Below are 17,574 nucleotides of genomic sequence, written 5' to 3'. Positions count from 1 at the left end.
CTCCGGACAGACTTCGTGCACCCGACGACTTGGAGCTCACGTGCACCACGGAATCATCGCGCCGGGCGCATGCGCCGCCGCGTGCGTCCTGCTGGCGATCCCGGCATCGGCCGCGAGCGTCTCCCCCGGCGCCCCGGGCATCGGCGACCCCTACTACCCGGCCTACGGCAACGGCGGATACGACGTCTCCCACTACGACCTGCGGCTCAAGTACCAGCCCGCCACGGACGTTGTGCAGGGAACGGCGACGATCCTGGCGAAAACCACGCAGGACCTGTCGCGGTTCAACCTGGACTTCCTGCTCGACGTCACCGAGGTGCGGGTCAACGGCGCCGAGGCGGCCTTCGCGGCCTCGGGCGAGCACGAACTGGAGATCACGCCGAGGACACCCCTGGCCAAGGGCACGGCGGTCACCGTCGTGGTGCGCTACAGCGGGGTCCCGTCGTCGAAGCAGGCCTACGGCTTCACCAGTTGGCACCGCACCCCGGACGGCGGGGTCGGCGCGAACGAGCCCGAGGCGGCCTGGTGGTGGTTCCCGAGCAACGACCACCCGCTGGACAAGGCCACCTACGACGTGTCGGTGCAGGTGCCGGACGGCACGCAGGCCATCTCCAACGGCACCCTCCAGTCGACGAGTTCACGCGCGGGCTGGACCCGCTTCACTTGGCGCTCCGCCAAGCCGCAGGCGACCTATCTCGCCACGCTCGCGGTCGGACGGTTCGACATCACGACCGGCAGGAGCGAGAGCGGCATCCCCGTCGTCAACGCCTACAGCGAGGACCTCGGCGACAACGCCGGTGCGGCGCGCGCGAGCATCGAACGGACCGGGGAGATCGCCGACTGGCTGGCCGAGTACTTCGGGCCGTACCCCTTCGACGCGCTCGGCGGGTACGTCCCGAACACGACCACCGGGTACGCGCTGGAGACGCAGACCCGGCCCTTCTACAGCCCGCGCCAGTTCGCGAACGGTTCGAACACCTCCCTGGTCGTGCACGAGCTGGCCCACCAGTGGTACGGCGACCTCGTGTCGGTCGCCGGGTGGAAGGACATCTGGATCAACGAGGGCTTCGCGCGGTACGCGCAGTGGCTGTGGTCCGAGCACGAGGGCGAGGGCACGGCGCAGGAGATCGCGGACTACGTGTATGCCTCACGCCCGGCCGACGACCCGTTCTGGACGGTGCGGCCCGGGGACCCGGGGCCGCAGAACCAGTTCCACGTCGCGGTGTACGACCGGGGCGCGCTGACGCTTCAGGCGCTGCGGAACGAGATCGGGGACGAGGCGTTCTTCGCGCTCCTGAAGGGCTGGCCGCAGAGGTACGCGCACGGCAACGCGACCGTCGCCGACTTCCGGCGGTACGCGCAGGAGGTGTCCGGGAAGCCGCTGGACGCGCTGTTCGGCACATGGCTGTTCCAGGCGTCGAAGCCGACGGCACCGGCGGCGCGGGAGGCGTCGATCCCGGCACGGCCCCTCGGGACGCAGGGGGCACCCGTCCAGCCCAGGTCGTGGAAGAAGATCGCCGCGACGAACGGTGTGCACGAGCACGAGCACGCCCCTGAGGGCGGGCACGACGGGCACGCGTACGAGCGCTGAGTGACGGCCGGGTGACGGCCGGGGTGGCTCAGGGGGCGGGGACTTCCCGGGCCACCCGGGCGAGGAGCTCCTCCCGGCCGATGGCGTCCGCCCGCGTCGACGGCACGGTGCAGGCGTGGGCGCCGGCCACCGCGCCGTACAGGGCGCACCTGAGCGGTGGCTCGCCGGTGAGGCGGCCGTAGAGGAAGGCGGCCGCGAAGGCGTCGCCCGCCCCGTTGGAGTCCACCACGGGGGTGGGCGGCCGCACCGCCGGGATCCGGGTCAGCTCGCCGTCGGCCAGCAGGTACGCGCCCTCGGCGCCGGCCGTGGCGACGACCACCTCCGCGCGGCCCCGTTCGACGATGTGCCGCATGGTCGCCTCGGGGTCGGGCAGGGCGGCCGCGGAGAGGAAGACGACGTCCGCGGTGAACGCGAAGGACTCGTGGTACGGGTTCCGGCCGTCCCAGTTGTGCAGGTCGGTGGAGAGGGTGACGCCGGCCTCGCGCAGCAGGGGCAGGGCGTCGGCGCAGGGCTGGGTGATCGAGACGTGCGCGTGGCGGCTCGTCGCGGCCAGGGTCCGCAGGGTGTCCTCCGGGAACCGGTCGTCCGGGCGGGCGCGGCTCGTGTCGTACAGGGAGAGCCGCCGGCCGTCCGGACCGACCAGGTTGACCGCCCGCTTGGTGCCGGCGGGCTGCGGGATCGCGGTGAGGGCGATGCCCTTCTCCCGGTGCAGGGCGCGGACCAGGTCGCCCTCGGGATCGTCGCCGAGGAAGTCGAGGTGGTGGGTGCGCAGGCCGAGGCTGCTCAGCCCCAGGGCCACGAAGTCCCCGGTCTGCCCGGCGCGTGGGCGGATCCCGCTGTCGATCATGTAGCTGTCGGCGTACGGCAGCGGCAGCTCCGGCACGTGCACGATGGTGTCGACGCCCGCCCCGCCCAGCACGAGCACGTCGGTGTCACGGCTCAACGCGCGCCCTCCCCATGGTCGTAGACCGTGACCGCGATCCCCCGCCGCACCAGCCGCTCGGTGATCAGCGGTTCGACGCGGGACCACTTGCCGCCGGCCAGGCCGCAGCCTATCCGGGGCATGTGGACGGTGGCGTCGAGTTCCGCCGCCTTGTCGGCCAGGCGGGCCAGCGCGGCGTCGATCGCCTCGTAGCGCACCGGGACGCCCTTGCTGCCGGTGCGTGTCCCCCGTTGGCCGACCAGGTTGGCCACCCAGACGTACCGCTCCACCTGGACGAACTGGGCCGCGCCCAGCCCGAAGTCGTTCGAGGCGCGCTGCCGGTGCCAGGCGCGGTAGGCGGCCTCCGGCTCCGGCCAGCGGCGCGACAGCGCCAGGACGAAGCCCTTTCCCCATCCCCCGATGTCGTTGCAGACATGGGCGATCACCTTGACGCCCTTCACCGACGGCACGGTGGCGTCACCCCGGACATAAGTGATCTCCGACATGACGCCACCGTAGGCGACGCCACCGACAGCGGGCGTGCTGTTTTTTTCCGGCTGCGCGGCGGCTACTTCGTGAGCTGTGACAGTTCCTCGTCGGCCGTCCTCGCCACCCTGCGGCGGACGGCGAACCAGCCGACGACGAGTGCGGCCGCGACGACCGGGACGAGCAGGAGGGTCCTGCGGCCGACCTCGGGGTCGTTCCACATCAGGCCGAGCACCGCGACCAGGAAGGCGATCGTGACGATCTCGGTGACGGGGCTGCCGGGGAGGCGGAAGGAGGGGCGGGCGACCAGGCCGGCCCTGGCGCGGCGGACGAAGACCAGGTGGCAGACCATGATGATCACCCAGGTGCTGATGATGCCGAGGGAGGCGACGTTCAGCACGATCTCGAAGGCCTGGTCGGGCATGAGGAAGTTCAGGCCGACGCCGAGGACGCACACCGCGCAGGTGAGGAGGATGCCGCCGTAGGGGACCTGGCTGCGGTTCATGCGGGCGGTGAACCTCGGGGCCGAGCCCGCCATGGCCATGGAGCGCAGGATGCGGCCGGTGGAGTACAGGCCGGAGTTCAGGGACGACATGGCGGCGGTGAGGACGACCAGGTTCATCACGTCGCCGGCGCCGGAGACGCCGATCTTCGACAGGACCGTGACGAAGGGGCTCTCGTCGGCCGAGTAGACCGAGCCGGGCAGCAGCAGGGCGAGCAGGACGACCGAGCCGACGTAGAAGAGGCCGACGCGCCACATGATGGAGTTCACCGCGCGCGGGACGACCTTCTCCGGTTCGGCGGTCTCGCCCGCGGCGACACCGACCAGCTCCAGGGCGGCGTACGCGAAGATCACGCCCTGCATGACGAGGACGACGGGCATCAGGCCGTGCGGGAGGAAGCCGCCGTTGTCCGTGATCACGTGCAGGCCGGGCGTCTGGCCGCCGACCTCGTGCTGGGTGGCGAGCAGGAAGATGCCGACGCACATGAAGGCGACGAGGGTGGCGACCTTGACGATCGCGAACCAGAACTCCATCTCGCCGAAGATCTTCACCGAGATGAGGTTCACGGCCAGCACCACGGCGAGGGCGATGAGCGCGAGCACCCACTGGGGGACGCTCGTGAACATGCTCCAGTAGTGCGTGTAGAGCGCGATGGCGGTGATGTCGGCGATGCCGGTGGTCGACCAGTTCAGGAAGTACATCCAGCCGGCGACGTAGGCGCCCTTCTCGCCGAGGAACTCGCGCGCGTACGACACGAACGACCCGGAGGACGGCCGGTACAGGACCAGCTCGCCGAGGGCGCGGACGACGAAGAAGGCGAAGACGCCGCAGACGAGGTAGGCGAGGGCGAGCGCCGGGCCCGCGTTGTGCAGGCGTCCTCCGGCGCCCAGGAAGAGGCCGGTGCCGATCGCCCCGCCGATGGCGATCATGTTGACGTGGCGGTGCTTGAGGTCCTTGCTGTAGCCGGCGTCGCCCGCGTCCGCGGGTGTCGCGGTCGCCTGGGGGTGGGCGGCGACCCTGGCCGTGTGCACGGTGTCCTTGCTCACGGGTGGTTCCACTCTCTGGTGCGCCCGGGCGTGTGCGCCCGGGTGTCCGTACGGTCATGGCCCGCGGCTCCCGGGTCGGGGCACAGACCAGGGCAGCAGCTTCCCAGAGGTATCCGCGGTCATGCGGTGGTTCACGTCACACAGCGTGACTTCTCACACGGCCGTCACGGGATCGCGCGGCCGTCTCCCCAGTCCCCTCGGGTGTCACAGCTCCGGTGCGACAGCGATACTGCTGCACATGACGATCGAGACCGAGGAGCCGGCCCTCACGGTCGACGAGCTGGCCGCCCGCGCGGGGGTCACGGTGCGCACGGTGCGGTTCTACAGCACCAGGGGTCTGCTGCCGCCGCCGGTGATCGGTCCGCGCCGGGTGGGGCACTACGGTCCGGCGCATCTCGCGCGTCTCGCGCTGATCGAGGAGTTGCAGCGGCAGGGCATGACGCTGGCGGCGATCGAGCGCTACCTGAGCCGGCTGCCGCCCGGTCTGGACGCGCACGACCTCGCCGTCCACCGGGCGGTGGTGGCCTCCTGGGCGCCGGACGCGGTGGAGACGATGACGCGGGAGGAGCTTCAGCGGCGGGCGGGGCGGGCGCTGGGCGAGGAGGAGGTGACGCGGCTGGAGGCGATGGACATCGTCGGGGGCGCCGAGGCGGGCGACGGCTCCTACCGCGTCGACTGCGGTCTGCTGCCGCTCGGGGTCCGGCTGCTCGACGTACCGCTGTCGCAGGAGGTGATCCTCGCCGCGCGCACCGCGCTGACGGAGCACGCGCGCGCGGCGGCGCACGAGCTGTCGCGGTTGCTGCGGGACGCGGTGGCGGAGCGTGACGCGCAGGACGTGAAGTCGCTGAGCGCGCAGATGCATCCGCTGGTGGTGCAGGCCCTGCTGACGACCTTCCAGCGGTCGCTGCGGGAGGAGCTGCGGCAGTGGCTGACGGAGCCGGAGGCGGACGGGTCCGCCTGAGGTGACGAAGGTCCCTCCGGGACACCGCGCCCGCCGGGCGGGCGCGGTGTCCCGGAGGGATGCGTCAGCGGCCGTCCGTGAAGGTCTCCCCCTTCTCCGCCTTCTCCACGAGCAGCGCGGGCGGGGTGAAGCGGTCGCCGTAGCGCTCGGCGAGTTCACGCGCGCGTGCCACGAATCCGGGCAGGCCGGTCCCCACCCCGGCGCCGCCGTCGTAGCCGTTGATGTACTGCAGGACGCCGCCGGTCCAGCCGGGGAAGCCGATGCCGAGGAGGGAGCCGATGTTGGCGTCGGCGACGGACGTCAGCACGCCCTCCTCCAGGAGCCGGACGGTGTCGAGGGCCTCGGAGAAGAGCATGCGCTCCTGCATGTCGCGGAACGGGATCTCGGCGCCCTCGCGCGTGAAGTGCTCGCGCAGGCCCGGCCACAGGCCCGCCCGCTTGCCGTCGACGTAGTCGTAGAAGCCGGCGCCGCCGCTGCGGCCGGTGCGGCCGAACTCGTCGACCATGCGGTCGACGACGGCCTCGGCGGGGTGGCCGGGCCAGGTGCCGCCGGCCTCCTCGACGGCCCGCTTCGACTCGTTGCGGATCTTGCGGGGCAGGGTGAGCGTCAGCTCGTCCATCAGGGACAGGACCTTCGCCGGGTAGCCGGCCTGGGCCGCCGCCTGCTCGACGGACGCGGGCTCGATGCCCTCGCCGACCATGGCGACGCCCTCGTTGATGAAGTGGCCGATCACCCGGGAGGTGAAGAAGCCGCGGGAGTCGTTGACGACGATCGGCGTCTTCTTGATCTGCCGGACCAGGTCGAAGGCGCGCGCGAGCGCCTCGTCGCCGGTGCGCCCGCCCTTGATGATCTCGACCAGGGGCATCTTGTCGACGGGCGAGAAGAAGTGCAGCCCGATGAAGTCGGCCTGGCGCTCGACGCCCTCGGCGAGGACGGTGATGGGGAGGGTGGAGGTGTTGGAGCACAGCAGGGCGTCCGGCGCGACGACGTGCTGGATCTCCTGGAAGACCTTGTGCTTGAGGGAGGTGTCCTCGAACACCGCCTCGATGACGGCGTCGCAGCCGGCCAGGTCCTGCGGGTCGGCGGTGGGCGTGATGCGGGCGAGCAGCGCGTCCGCCTTCTCCTGGCTGGTACGGCCCCGGGAGACGGCCTTGGCGCACAGCTTCTCGGAGTAGCCCTTGCCCTTGACGGCCGCTTCCAGGGAGACGTCCTTCAGGACGACGTCGATGCCCGCGCGGGCGCACGAGTAGGCGATGCCGGCGCCCATCATCCCGGCGCCCAGGACGGCGACCTTGCGGACCTGGCGCGGCTCGACGCCCTTCGGGCGGCTGGCGCCGGAGTTGACGGCCTGAAGGTCGAAGAAGAAGGCCTGGATCATGTTCTTCGAGGTCTGGCCGGCCGCCAGCTCCACGAAGTAGCGGGCCTCGATGACCTGCGCGGTGTCGAAGTCGACCTGGGCGCCCTCGACGGCCGCGGCGAGGATGTTGCGCGGGGCCGGGTAGGGGGCGCCGCCCGTCTGCTTGCGCAGGGTGGCCGGGAAGGCGGGCAGGTTCGCCGCGAACTTCGGGTTGGCGGGCGTGCCGCCCGGAATGCGGTAGCCGGGCCGGTCCCAGGGCTGCCGGGACTCGGGGTTGGCGTCGATGAAGGCGCGGGCCTTGGCGAGGAGTTCCTCTGGGGTGGCGGCGACCTCGTGGACCAGGCCGTTCTCCAGGGCGTGCCGCGGGCTGTACTGGGTGCCCTGGAGGAGGACCTTGAGGAGGGCGTCGGCGATGCCCAGCAGACGCACGGTGCGCACGACGCCGCCGCCTCCGGGCAGCAGGCCGAGGGTGACCTCGGGGCAGCCGATCTTGGAGCCGGGGGCGTCGAGGGCGATCCGGTGGTGGCAGGCGAGGGCGAGCTCGTATCCGCCGCCCAGGGCGGCGCCGTTGATCGCGGCGACGACCGGCTTGCCGAGGGTCTCGATGCGGCGGAGGTTGCGCTTGATCTCCAGGCCGCCGTCGAACAGCTCCTGGGCGGTGCCGGGGGTGACGCGGATCAGGTCGCGCAGGTCTCCGCCGGCGAAGAAGGTCTTCTTGGCGGAGGTGATGATGACGCCCCGGATGGTGTCCTGCTCGGCCTCCAGGCGGTCGGTGATCACCGCGAGGGAGTCGCGGAACGCCTGGTTCATGGTGTTCGCGGACTGGTCCGGGTCGTCGAGGACGAGGGTGACGAGGCCGGTGCGGTCCTGTTCCCAGCGGATGGTGGTGCTCTGTGTCATGACAGGGTCTCCGTAGAAGTCTCTTGGTTCCGCCGGGGTGGTCAGACGCGTTCGACGATCGTCGCGATGCCCATGCCGCCGCCCACGCAGAGGGTGGCGAGGCCGTAGCGCTTGTCCTGGCGCTCCAGTTCGTCGACGAGCGAGCCGAGGATCATGGCGCCGGTGGCGCCGAGGGGGTGGCCGAGGGCGATGGCGCCGCCGTTGACGTTGACCTTGTCCAGGGACAGGCCCATGTCCTTCACGAAGCGCAGGACGACCGCCGCGAAGGCCTCGTTGATCTCGACGAGGTCGATGTCGTCGATGGTCAGGCCGGCCTTGGCGAGGGCCTTGCGGGTGGCGGGGGCGGGGCCGGTGAGCATGATGGTGGGCTCGGAGCCGGAGACGGCGGCGGAGACGATCCGCGCGCGCGGGGTGAGGCCGTGACGCTCGCCGACCTCCTTCGAGCCGATCGCGACGAGGGAGGCGCCGTCGACGATGCCGGAGGAGTTGCCCGCGTGGTGGACGTGGTCGATCTTCTCGACCCAGTGGTACTTCTGCAGGGCCACGGCGTCGAAGCCGCCCAGGTCGCCGATGTCGGCGAAGGAGGGCTTCAGCCCGGCGAGGGACTCGGCGGTCGTCCCCGGGCGCAGGTGCTCGTCGTGGTCGAGGACGACCAGGCCGTTGCGGTCCTTCACCGGGACGACGGAGCGGTCGAAGCGGCCGTCCTTCCAGGCCGTGGCCGCCCGCTCCTGCGAGAGGGCCGCGTACTCGTCGACGTCGCGCCGGGAGAAGCCCTCGATGGTGGCGATGAGGTCGGCGCCGATGCCCTGCGGCACGAAGTTCACGGCGAGGTTGGTCATCGGGTCGTTGAACCAGGCGCCGCCGTCGGAGGCCATCGGCACCCGGGACATCGACTCGACACCGCCCGCGAGGACGAGGTCCTCCCAGCCCGAGCGGACCTTCACGGCGGCCAGGTTGACGGCCTCGAGACCCGACGCGCAGAAGCGGTTCTCCTGGACGCCGGCCACCGTGTCCGGCAGGCCGGCCGCGATCGCGGCGATCCGCGCGATGTCGGAGCCCTGGTCGCCGACGGGGCCGACGACACCGAGGACGATGTCGTCGATCGCGGCCGGGTCGAGGCCCGGGAAGCGGTCGCGCAGCTCGTGGATGAGGCCGACGACGAGGTCGATGGGCTTCGTCCCGTGCAGGGCGCCGTTCGCCTTGCCTCGCCCGCGCGGGGTGCGGATCGCGTCGTACACGTACGCTTCGGTGCTCACTGGTAGGCCTTTCGGGGAGGGTGGGCCGAACGGGGTCAGTCGCCCTGCGGGAGGTCGTCGACGAGCCGGGGTGTGTCCCAGTCGCGGGCCACGGCGGCCGTGTCGGCGCCGGGCCGCGCGGGACCGCTGCGGACGGCGGTCGGGGTCGCGGAGAAACGGGGGGCGGGGGCGGGCTGGGTGATGCCGTCGTGGTCGGTGAAGGTGGAGCGGGCGGCGAGGTGCGGGTGGTGCGGGGCCTCGCGCAGCGACAGCACGGGCGCCACGCACGCGTCGGAGCCCTCGAAGAGGGCCGTCCACTCGTCCCTGGTGCGGGACTTGAAGCGGCCGGCGACCGCCTCGCGCAGGTCGCCCCAGCGGGTCCGGTCCGTGCGGGCGCCGGTGACGTCCTCGAGTCCGAGGAGGCGTACGAACTCGTCGTAGAACTGCGGTTCCAGGGCGCCGACGGCCATGTACCCGCCGTCGGCGGTCTCGTAGGTGCCGTAGTACGGGCAGCCGCCGTCGAGGAGGTTGGCGCCGCGCCGGTCCTGCCAGGCGCCGGCGGCGAGCATGCCGTGGATCATGGCGGAGAGGTGGGCGGTGCCGTCGACGATGGCGGCGTCGACGACCTGGCCGGTGCCCGTCACGCGCGCGTGGTGGAGCGCGGCGAGGACGCCCACGACGAGGTAGAGGGAGCCGCCGGCGTAGTCGCCGAGGAGGTTGGCGGGTACGGGCGGGGGTGTCTCCGGGGCGCCGATCAGGCCGAGGGTGCCGGTGAGGGCGATGTAGGCCACGTCGTGACCGGCGCGGTGGGCGAGCGGGCCGTCCTGGCCCCAGCCGGTCATCCGGCCGTAGACCAGCCGGGGGTTGCGGGCGTGGCAGGCCTCGGGTCCGATGCCGAGGCGCTCGGCGACGCCGGGGCGGTTGCCCTCGATCAGCACGTCGGCGCGGGCGGCGAGGTCGAGCACGCGCGCGGGACCGTCCGGGGCCTTGAGGTCGACGACGACGGAACGCTTGTTGCGGTTGGTGACGTCGTGGGCCGGGTCGATCCCGAGCGACGAACCGCCGGGGCGGTCCACCCGGACGACGTCGGCGCCGAGGTCGGCGAGGAGCATGGCCGCGAAGGGGCCGGGACCGATGCCGGCCAGTTCGACCACGCGCACGCCGGCGAGCGGGCCGTGGCCCGCCGTGCCGGTTGTCCCTCCGGCCGTCCCTGCCGTTGTCATCCAGCCCCCTTGCCGTGACACCACCGATGTAACACCAGTGATGCTAAGAACGTGTTCCAGTGGACACAAGAGGTGGGGCGAGCAAGCGCTTAGCCAGTTTACGGCGGGGCGCCTGCCGGGCGCCCGCGGCCGTCCAGCTCCGTGGTGAGCCGCTTGGGCGCGATCGTGCGGTAGCTCTCCTCCACCCAGTCGCACAGCAGGTCGGCCGCGGGGGCGCCCGGACGCTCCAGCGGGACGCTCACCCAGCCGGACCTGCCGAGCCCGTATCCGGCGGGGCAGGCGCCCGGGGCGGCCAGCGCGTGGGCGTGGGCCGTCTCGTCCGTGAGCTTGACCGTGACGCCGAGCGGGTGACTGCCGTCGTCGACGCCGAGGAAGACGAACACCTTCTTGTCGACCTTGGCGACGGTCTCGCCCCAGGGGAACTCCTCGGTCGCGCCCGGCAGGCCGAGCGCGAACCCGCGCACTTTCTCCCACTTCCTGAGGGCGTTCCTGGGTACGGCCACCTGCTGCCTCCGGGCTCGTCGTCGGGCTCCGCACTCCTCACGCTAGCCTCGGCCACCGACAGCGGCACGGGCTGCACGACCAAGGGGTGTCATGAGCAGGCTGAAAAGGACGGACCGTCCGTACGACATCGTGCTCTTCGGGGCCACCGGCTTCGTGGGGACGCTCACCGCCGAGTACCTCGCGGCCCACGCCCCCGAGGAGCTGCGCTGGGCGATCGCCGGCCGGGACGAGACGGGGCTGCGGCGGCTGCGCGACCGGCTTCCCGGCGGCGCGCGGCCCGGGGTGCTGCGCGCGGACGTGTCGGACCCGGCCTCGCTGCGCGCCCTCGCCGGGCACGCGCGCGTGGTGGCGACGACGGTCGGCCCCTACGTGAGGTACGGCGAGGAACTGGTGGCCGCCTGCGCGGCCGCCGGCACCGACTATCTCGACCTCACGGGCGAGCCGGAGTTCGTGGACCTGACGTACGTCCGGCACGACGCACGCGCGCGGGAGACGGGGGCGCGCCTGGTGCACGCCTGCGGGTTCGACTCGGTCCCGCACGACCTGGGCGTGTACTTCACCGTCCGGCAGCTGCCGGAGGGCGTGCCGCTGACCGTGGACGGCTTCGTGACCGCCGACGCCGCCTTCTCGGGCGGCACGTTCGCCTCCGCGCTGGGCCAGTTCGCCCGCGGCCGCCAGATGGTGGCCGCCGCGCGGGAGCGGCACCGGCACGAGCCGCGGCTGGTGGGCCGCCGGGCCACGGCACCGCTGGGGACACCCCGGTTCGCCCCGGAGGTCGGCGCCTGGGCGCTGCCCCTGCCGACCATCGACCCGCAGATCGTGCGCCGGTCCGCGAAGGCGCTGGAGCGCTACGGCCCCGACTTCCGCTACCGCCACTACGCGGCCGTACGACGGCTGCCGGTCGCCGTGGGCGGCACCGCGGCCGTCGGGGCGCTCTTCGCCGCCGCCCAACTGCCGCCCGCCCGGCGCTGGCTGTCGGACCGGCTGAAGCCCGGGGAGGGGCCGAGCGCCGAGAAGCGGGCGCGCAGCTGGTTCACCGTCCGGTTCGTGGGCGAGGGCGGCGGCCGGCGGGTGTGCACCGAGGTCTCGGGCGGCGACCCCGGCTACGACGAGACGGCGAAGATGTTCGCCGAGGCGGCGCTCGCCCTGGCCCTCGACGACCTCCCGGAGACGGCCGGCCAGGTCACCACGGCGGTGGCGATGGGCGACGCGCTGACCGAGCGGCTGCGCGCGGCCGGCATCCGCTTCCGGGTGGCCGCGAGCCGTTGACGGTCCTGGGCCGGTCCTGGGCCGGTCCTCGGCCGGCCCAGGACCGTGTCTTTCGGATCATCCCGGTGAGCGGGGCGCCGCGGCCCCGAGTCGGGCCGATCCGAAAGTCACGACCTAGACCGGCCACTCCACCAGCGTGTAGATCATCCCGGCGATCCAGCCCAGCCCGGCCAGGACGGCGAGGATCAGCGCGGCGTTCACGGCGCGCTCGACGGGGCGGTCGGGGTCGGCGAGGGGCTTGGGGGCGCGGTGCGTCGTCATGCCGTCAGCCTGCCGGACGGCGGCCGGGCCCCACATCCGTACAGGTACTCAGACGACGTACTCGGGTTCGTGCGCCCGGCGACGGCCCCGCACCGCCGGCCCATTTGAGACTTGTCGCCTCTCTCCCCCGGTCCCGCCAGGGTGCACCGGTGCCGAAGTGCCAACAAGCACTTCAATGAAACGATGGAAGGGCACGAGCGGAGGGAGGTGAGCAGCTTGAAGTTCGTTCTCGAAGTCACGGTGGACGAGGGCGCGTTGGCGCAGGACACGGTGAGTGAGCTGGGGCGCATCCTGCGGTACTGGGGCGGGAACCTCCGCCACTACGCCCTGGAGCCCGGCGACGGATCGGCGATCCTCGACTCGGAGTACCGCGAGGTCGGTCAGTGGCGGGTCGTCGCGTCCTGAAGCGCCCTGCGGCACAGCGCGTCGGCCCTGCGCGTCGTCTCGGGCAGGCGGAACCGCGGGGTGAGGGCGAGGGTGTGGGCGCAGGCGTCGTCCAGGGTCACGCGGTGGCCGACGGACACGAAGACCGGCTTCACGCCCTCCCGGGTGCGCAGGGCGCGGCCCACCTCGTCGCTGCCCGCCAGCAGCGGTGCGGCCGATCCCCGCGGGGTGTCCGGGTCGTCGTACGTGAAGGTGAAGGGGTTCTTGGCGACGCCGATCGTGGGCAGTCCGGTGAGGACCCCCAGGTGGCTGGCGAGGCCGAAGCGGCGGGGGTGGGCGAGGCCGTAGCCGTCGCAGACGACCAGGCCGGGCGGGCAGGGCAGGGCGTCGAGGGCGGCCAGGACGGTGGGGATCTCCCGGAAGGCGAGCAGGCCGGGCACGTACGGGAAGGAGACGCGCCCGACCGCCGTGGCCTCGGCGACGACGTCGAGGCTCGCCGCGTCCAGCACGACGGCCGCCGCCGCGACGACGTCGAGTCCGTCGTCGTAGGCGACGTCGACCCCCGTCACCCGGCCCGTGCCGGGCGGGGGCCCGGGCTCGTCGAGCACCACCCTCGCCCGCAGCTCGTCCTGGACGGCGCGGGCCTCTTCCTCGGTCGCGGGCCAGCCCGCGGGGATGCGTACGGTCCTCGTCATGGTGAGGACGAGCGTACGGCTCCCGCGGGCCGGCCCGCGATCTCGTTCCGGAGCGGCTGCGTCAGCTCTTGCCCAGGGCCCGCTGCAGCTGGCTCTTGTTCATGTCCGAACGGCCGTGGATGTTGCGACGCTTGGCCTCCTCGTACAGCTGGTCGTACGTGGGCCCCTGTGAGCCCTTGCCGGACCGCTGGCCGCCGCGCTTGCCGGACGACATGTCCTGTGTGGAGGTGCGGCTGGCGGTCTTCGACTCGCCGGACCGGGCGCGTTCCTTGTTCACCGTGCGGGCGGCGATCTCCTTCGCCCGGTCGGTGCTCTCCCCCCGGTCCTGAGCACTCTTCTTGATGTGCTCGTACTGGCGCTCCCGCTTGGGGCTGGAACCGCGTGGCATGTGCGCTCACTCCTTTCGCGTTCGCACAACGGGTACCCCGAAACGGGCGCCACGCGCGGGATCAGCTCTCCAGCCTTGCCACCCGCCCCTGTTCGCCGGAGGCCCAGCAGCCGAGGTCGGGGGCGCAGTCGACGGTGTCGTACGAGCCGGTGTCGAGCGTGCGCCAGGTGCGGCCGGCGTCGGTGGTGAGGTCGGTGCCGGTGGGGCCGACCGCGAGGGCGGCGGTGCGGCTGTGCGGCAGCCAGGCGACGCCGGAGCGGTAGGCGGGCGGGGGCGTGGTGGCGGACCGCCAGGTCCGGCCGGCGTCGCCGGTCGTCGCCGCGGCCCGCGGGGACGGCTGGTCGGGGCGGTAGTCGCCGCCGACCGCGAGGCCGTGGGCGCGGTCGCGGAAGGCGAGGGCGAAGACCCCGCGCGCGGGATCGCCCGCCGGGACCGGGACGTCGGTGGCCGTCCAGGTCAGCCCGCGGTCGGCGGAGTGCAGCACGCGCGCGCGTGCGGCGCCGCCGGTGGCCAGCCAGACGTCCCGGGAGCCGGCCGTGACGAGGCACTGGCCGCCGGCCGCGAAGCCCGCCTCGCCGTCCAGGGCGGGCGGCATGCCCGCGTCGGGCAGCACCGTCCAGGAGCGGCCGCCGTCGCTGGTCGACAGGATGCGGAACCTGCCGTCCACCGGGTCGCTCATCGCCAGGCCGTGGCGGCGGTCGAAGAAGGCGAGGCAGTCGTAGAAGGCCCGTGCGTCGGTGTTGCGGAAGGACTCCGTCCAGGTCGCCCCGCCGTCGTCGGTGCGGTACACGCGCGAGGCCTCGCCCTCGCCGATGGCGAGCACCACGGCGCGCCGCGCGTCGAAGGCCTCGACGTCCCGGAACTGGAGTTCGGCGGCGCCGGGCGGCGAGACGTTCCGCCAGCTGCTCCCGCCGTCCGTGGTGCGCAGAACGGTGCCCTGGCTGCCGGCCACCCAGGCGGTGTCCCGGTCGACCGCCGCCAGGCCGCGGAAGCGGACGGAGGGAGCGCCGGTGTCCTTGAGCGCCCACCCGGGACTGTGCGCCCATGCCGGGCCGTGCGCCTGCGCCCGTTCGGGCGCCCGCCCCTGGCCGGGCGCCTCCACCTGGGCGAGCGCCTCCGCCCGGACGGACGCCCCCGCCTGGGCGGGTGCGGCGGTGAGGACGGCCAGGGCCGCCGTACAGGCCGCTCCGGCGGCCGTCACCCGCCCTGTGCGCCTCACCCGTGCCGTTCGAACCGTGCGTCGCGAGTTCCCCAAGCGCCTCATGGCGGGCGAAGCTAGCCCACCGCCCGGGTGCCGTCCAGAGGACCCCCAGCGCCTCAAACGCCCTGCGGGACACGGCAAGAGAGGTGAGTCACTCCCGTGCATGAAAGGCGGTGACCGAGGTCACTCGGATTTCGTGTGCACGGATCGGCCGGTTCCGGCGTCTCTTCCAGTGTCCGGCCCCCACCCGCCCGGAAGTTCGTCCCGCCGTCACAAGGGAGCAAGGCGTTGTCCATCGTCATCGAGCAGCCCGTCGAGGCCCGCCTGGTCGCCGCCGCACCTCGGATGCAGAGCATCCCGGCCACGCTGCACTACGACCGGCGCGACCCCTTCGCCGTCCGCATGACCTTCCCGGCCCCGGCGACCCTGGAGGGCGTGGACGTCTGCTGGACCTTCGCCCGCGAGCTGCTCTCCGCGGGTCTGCACGAGGCCGAGGGACACGGCGACGTCCGTGTCCGCCCCTACGGCTACGACCGTACGGTGCTGGAGTTCCACGCGCCCGAGGGCACCGCGATCGTGCACGTGCACTCGGAGGAGATCCGGCGCTTCCTGCGGGCCACGAGCGAGCTGGTGCCCGCCGGTCTGGAGCACCTCCAGCTCGACCTCGACCACGACCTGGCGGAGCTGATGCGGGAGGCCTGAGTTAATGCGTTGACAGCCCTCCACCGCGCTTTTACGGTGTAGAACGGTTCTGTTGCCGTCGATAGGAGAAGGACGTTGCTCGTCTGAGGTCCGAGACACCGCACCACACCCGACGGGTGTGGGTGCCGCGTGCGACCTCGGCGTTCGAGCCGTCCTTGCGGAGCAGGGCCCTGCCCCTGGACGCGCGGCCGTGTCCGTGCCCCCTCGCTCCCCGCTCCCCGCGGTGGTCGCCGCCCTCCGGTGTCTCGATACGCGTTGCCCCTGACCGCACACGCAACCGCGAGGCCCGCTTGACTACTTCCATCACCTGTTCCTCCCTCTCCTTCACCTGGCCGGACGGCACGCCCGTCTTCGAGGGCCTCGACGTCGCCTTCGGCCCCGGCCGCACCGGACTCGTCGGCGTCAACGGCTCCGGCAAGTCCACCCTGTTGAAGCTGATCGCCGGGGAACTCAGCCCTTCCGACGGCACCGTCCGCATCGCCGGCGACGTCGGCCACCTCCCGCAGAGCGTCACGCTCGACACCTCCCTGCGGGTCGACGAGGCCCTCGGCATCGCCGCGCGGCGGGCCGCGCTGCACGCCATCGAGGCGGGCGACGTGTCCGAGGAGCACTTCGAGACGGTCGGCGACGACTGGGACGTCGAAGAACGCGCCCTCGCCACCCTCGGCGAACTCGGACTCGGCCACATCGACCTGGACCGCACCATCGGCGAGGTGTCGGGCGGCGAGTCGGTCCTGCTGCGGCTGGCCGCGCTGCTGCTGCGCCGCCCGGACGTCCTGCTGCTCGACGAACCCACCAACAACCTCGACCTGTACGCCCGTCGGAGGCTGTACACGGCCGTCGCGTCCTGGCCGGGCGTGATGGTCGTGGTCAGCCACGACCGGGAACTGCTGGAACTCGTCGACCAGATCGCCGACCTGCACGCCGGGGAGGTCACCTGGTACGGCGGCAACTACTCGGCGTACGAGAAGGCCCTCGCCACCGAGCAGGAGGCGGCCGAGCGCATGGTGCGCGTCGCCGGGGCCGACCTGCGCAAGCAGAAACGCGAACTGGCCGACGCCCAGGTCAAACTGGCCCGCCGCAAGCGGTACGGCCAGAAGATGTGGGACAGCAAGCGCGAGCCGAAGATCGTCATGGGGGCCCGCAAGCGCGCGGCGCAAGAGTCCGCGGGCAAGCACCGCATCATGCACGAGGAGAGGCTCGCCGAGGCCAAGGAACGGCTCGACGAGGCGGTGGAGGCCGTACGGGACGACGACGAGATCCGCGTCGACCTGCCGTACACGGCCGTACCGCCGGGCCGTGACGTCCTCACGCTCCTGGACCTGGACCTCGCGTACGGCGCGCGCGTGCGGGGCGGTCTCGACCTGCGCGGGCCCGAGCGGGTCGCGCTGGTCGGCCGCAACGGGGCGGGCAAGACGACGCTGCTGCGCACGATCGCCGGGGAGCTGGCACCGGCGGGGGGCGAGGCACGCGCGCACGTGCCGCTCCGCTTCCTGCCGCAACGGCTGGACATCCTCGACGGCGGGCTGACGGTCGCCGAGAACGTGGCCCGGTTCGCGCCGGGCGCCACCAACAACCGGGTCCGGGCCCGGCTGGCCCGCTTCCTGTTCCGCGGCGCCCGGGCCGACCAGAAGGCGGCGACGCTCTCCGGCGGCGAGCGGTTCCGGGCCACCCTGGCGGCCCTGATGCTCGCCGAACCGGCGCCCCAGCTGCTGATGCTGGACGAGCCGACGAACAACCTCGACATGGCGAGCGTCCGACAGCTCACCACGGCCCTCGAGTCGTACGAGGGGGCACTGATCGTGGCCAGCCACGACCTGCCGTTCCTGGAGTCGATCGGCATCACCCGCTGGCTGCTGCTGGACGGGGAACTGCGGGAGACGTCGGCGGAGGAGGTGGGGGATCCGGCGGACCCGGCGTAGGGCCGGCGTGTCTCAGGACAGGCA

At 72.8% G+C, this 17,574-nt stretch carries 17 protein-coding genes; 6 read left to right on the top strand and 11 right to left on the bottom strand.

Translation table 11 applies throughout. From position 1 onward, the window contains the following. The first annotated feature begins 40 nt into the window (after positions 1-40). Positions 41-1,591: a M1 family metallopeptidase gene (locus ACF1A1_RS16820; protein ID WP_392000536.1), complete on the top strand. Its 1,551-nt coding sequence runs from the start codon at positions 41-43 to the stop codon at positions 1,589-1,591. Between the two features lie 28 nt (positions 1,592-1,619). Here ACF1A1_RS16820 and ACF1A1_RS16815 read toward each other — a convergent pair whose 3' ends face one another. From ACF1A1_RS16815 to ACF1A1_RS16805, 3 genes are all read right to left on the bottom strand, one after another. Then, positions 1,620-2,534 (bottom strand): PfkB family carbohydrate kinase, encoded by a 915-nt coding sequence (locus tag ACF1A1_RS16815; RefSeq protein WP_392000534.1) that lies wholly within the window; start codon positions 2,532-2,534, stop codon positions 1,620-1,622. Next, positions 2,531-3,019: a macro domain-containing protein gene (locus ACF1A1_RS16810; RefSeq protein ID WP_392000532.1), complete on the bottom strand. Its 489-nt coding sequence runs from the start codon at positions 3,017-3,019 to the stop codon at positions 2,531-2,533. The genes ACF1A1_RS16815 and ACF1A1_RS16810 overlap by 4 nt, the downstream gene beginning before the upstream one ends. 62 nt (positions 3,020-3,081) lie before the next feature. After that, positions 3,082-4,548, bottom strand: a complete 1,467-nt coding sequence (locus ACF1A1_RS16805) for an amino acid permease (RefSeq protein ID WP_392000531.1) — start codon at positions 4,546-4,548, stop codon at positions 3,082-3,084. A 238-nt stretch (positions 4,549-4,786) separates the two neighbouring features. Between ACF1A1_RS16805 and ACF1A1_RS16800 the strand changes: the two genes are divergently transcribed. Beyond that, positions 4,787-5,509 carry a MerR family transcriptional regulator gene (locus ACF1A1_RS16800; protein ID WP_392000530.1) on the top strand — a complete coding sequence of 241 codons (723 nt, stop codon included), beginning with the start codon at positions 4,787-4,789 and terminating at the stop codon, positions 5,507-5,509. A gap of 64 nt (positions 5,510-5,573) precedes the next feature. Here the strand turns inward: ACF1A1_RS16800 and ACF1A1_RS16795 are convergent, their stop codons facing one another. The 4 genes from ACF1A1_RS16795 to ACF1A1_RS16780 all read right to left on the bottom strand — a co-directional run bounded on the left by ACF1A1_RS16795 (position 5,574) and on the right by ACF1A1_RS16780 (position 10,727). Continuing rightward, the gene (locus ACF1A1_RS16795) at positions 5,574-7,766 is read right to left on the bottom strand and encodes a 3-hydroxyacyl-CoA dehydrogenase NAD-binding domain-containing protein (RefSeq protein WP_392000529.1); all 2,193 of its coding nucleotides are present in this window, start codon (positions 7,764-7,766) and stop codon (positions 5,574-5,576) included. Positions 7,767-7,807: 41 nt separating this feature from the next. Continuing rightward, entirely contained in the window at positions 7,808-9,022 is a 1,215-nt protein-coding gene (locus tag ACF1A1_RS16790; RefSeq protein ID WP_392000528.1) for an acetyl-CoA C-acetyltransferase, read from the bottom strand. A gap of 35 nt (positions 9,023-9,057) precedes the next feature. After that, positions 9,058-10,224, bottom strand: coding sequence for a CaiB/BaiF CoA transferase family protein (locus ACF1A1_RS16785; protein WP_392000527.1), 1,167 nt, complete (start codon positions 10,222-10,224; stop codon positions 9,058-9,060). Positions 10,225-10,322: 98 nt separating this feature from the next. Beyond that, positions 10,323-10,727 (bottom strand): MmcQ/YjbR family DNA-binding protein, encoded by a 405-nt coding sequence (locus ACF1A1_RS16780; RefSeq protein ID WP_392000526.1) that lies wholly within the window; start codon positions 10,725-10,727, stop codon positions 10,323-10,325. Between the two features lie 91 nt (positions 10,728-10,818). Between ACF1A1_RS16780 and ACF1A1_RS16775 the strand changes: the two genes are divergently transcribed. Next, positions 10,819-11,997 (top strand): saccharopine dehydrogenase family protein, encoded by a 1,179-nt coding sequence (locus tag ACF1A1_RS16775; protein ID WP_392000525.1) that lies wholly within the window; start codon positions 10,819-10,821, stop codon positions 11,995-11,997. Positions 11,998-12,111: 114 nt separating this feature from the next. Here the strand turns inward: ACF1A1_RS16775 and mmpA are convergent, their stop codons facing one another. Then, on the bottom strand, positions 12,112-12,258 hold the full coding sequence (gene mmpA / locus ACF1A1_RS16770) for a morphogenic membrane protein MmpA (protein ID WP_392000523.1): 147 nt from the start codon (positions 12,256-12,258) through the stop codon (positions 12,112-12,114). A gap of 216 nt (positions 12,259-12,474) precedes the next feature. Between mmpA and ACF1A1_RS16765 the strand changes: the two genes are divergently transcribed. Next, entirely contained in the window at positions 12,475-12,663 is a 189-nt protein-coding gene (locus ACF1A1_RS16765) for a hypothetical protein (RefSeq protein ID WP_392000522.1), read from the top strand. Here ACF1A1_RS16765 and ACF1A1_RS16760 read toward each other — a convergent pair. The 3 genes from ACF1A1_RS16760 to ACF1A1_RS16750 form a co-directional block, all read right to left on the bottom strand. Further along, complete coding sequence (locus ACF1A1_RS16760) at positions 12,639-13,337, bottom strand: endonuclease V (RefSeq protein WP_392000520.1); 699 nt, start codon at positions 13,335-13,337, stop codon at positions 12,639-12,641. The two genes, ACF1A1_RS16765 and ACF1A1_RS16760, sit on opposite strands and share 25 nt — an antisense overlap. Before the next feature lie 61 nt (positions 13,338-13,398). Then, positions 13,399-13,725: a plasmid stabilization protein gene (locus ACF1A1_RS16755; RefSeq protein WP_392000519.1), complete on the bottom strand. Its 327-nt coding sequence runs from the start codon at positions 13,723-13,725 to the stop codon at positions 13,399-13,401. Between the two features lie 61 nt (positions 13,726-13,786). Then, positions 13,787-14,989 (bottom strand): WD40/YVTN/BNR-like repeat-containing protein, encoded by a 1,203-nt coding sequence (locus ACF1A1_RS16750; protein WP_392000518.1) that lies wholly within the window; start codon positions 14,987-14,989, stop codon positions 13,787-13,789. A 225-nt stretch (positions 14,990-15,214) separates the two neighbouring features. Here ACF1A1_RS16750 and ACF1A1_RS16745 point away from each other — a divergent pair, with 225 nt between their 5' ends. After that, positions 15,215-15,628 carry an SsgA family sporulation/cell division regulator gene (locus tag ACF1A1_RS16745; protein ID WP_392000517.1) on the top strand — a complete coding sequence of 138 codons (414 nt, stop codon included), beginning with the start codon at positions 15,215-15,217 and terminating at the stop codon, positions 15,626-15,628. Between the two features lie 290 nt (positions 15,629-15,918). Beyond that, positions 15,919-17,550 (top strand): ABC-F family ATP-binding cassette domain-containing protein, encoded by a 1,632-nt coding sequence (locus tag ACF1A1_RS16740; protein WP_392000516.1) that lies wholly within the window; start codon positions 15,919-15,921, stop codon positions 17,548-17,550. The last annotated feature ends 24 nt before the right edge of the window (positions 17,551-17,574 follow it).

Origin of the sequence: Streptomyces sp. NPDC014995 (assembly GCF_043080745.1) — a bacterium.
Classification (GTDB): Bacteria; Actinomycetota; Actinomycetes; order Streptomycetales; family Streptomycetaceae; genus Streptomyces.
This window is presented reverse-complemented; position numbering and strand designations above follow the sequence as displayed.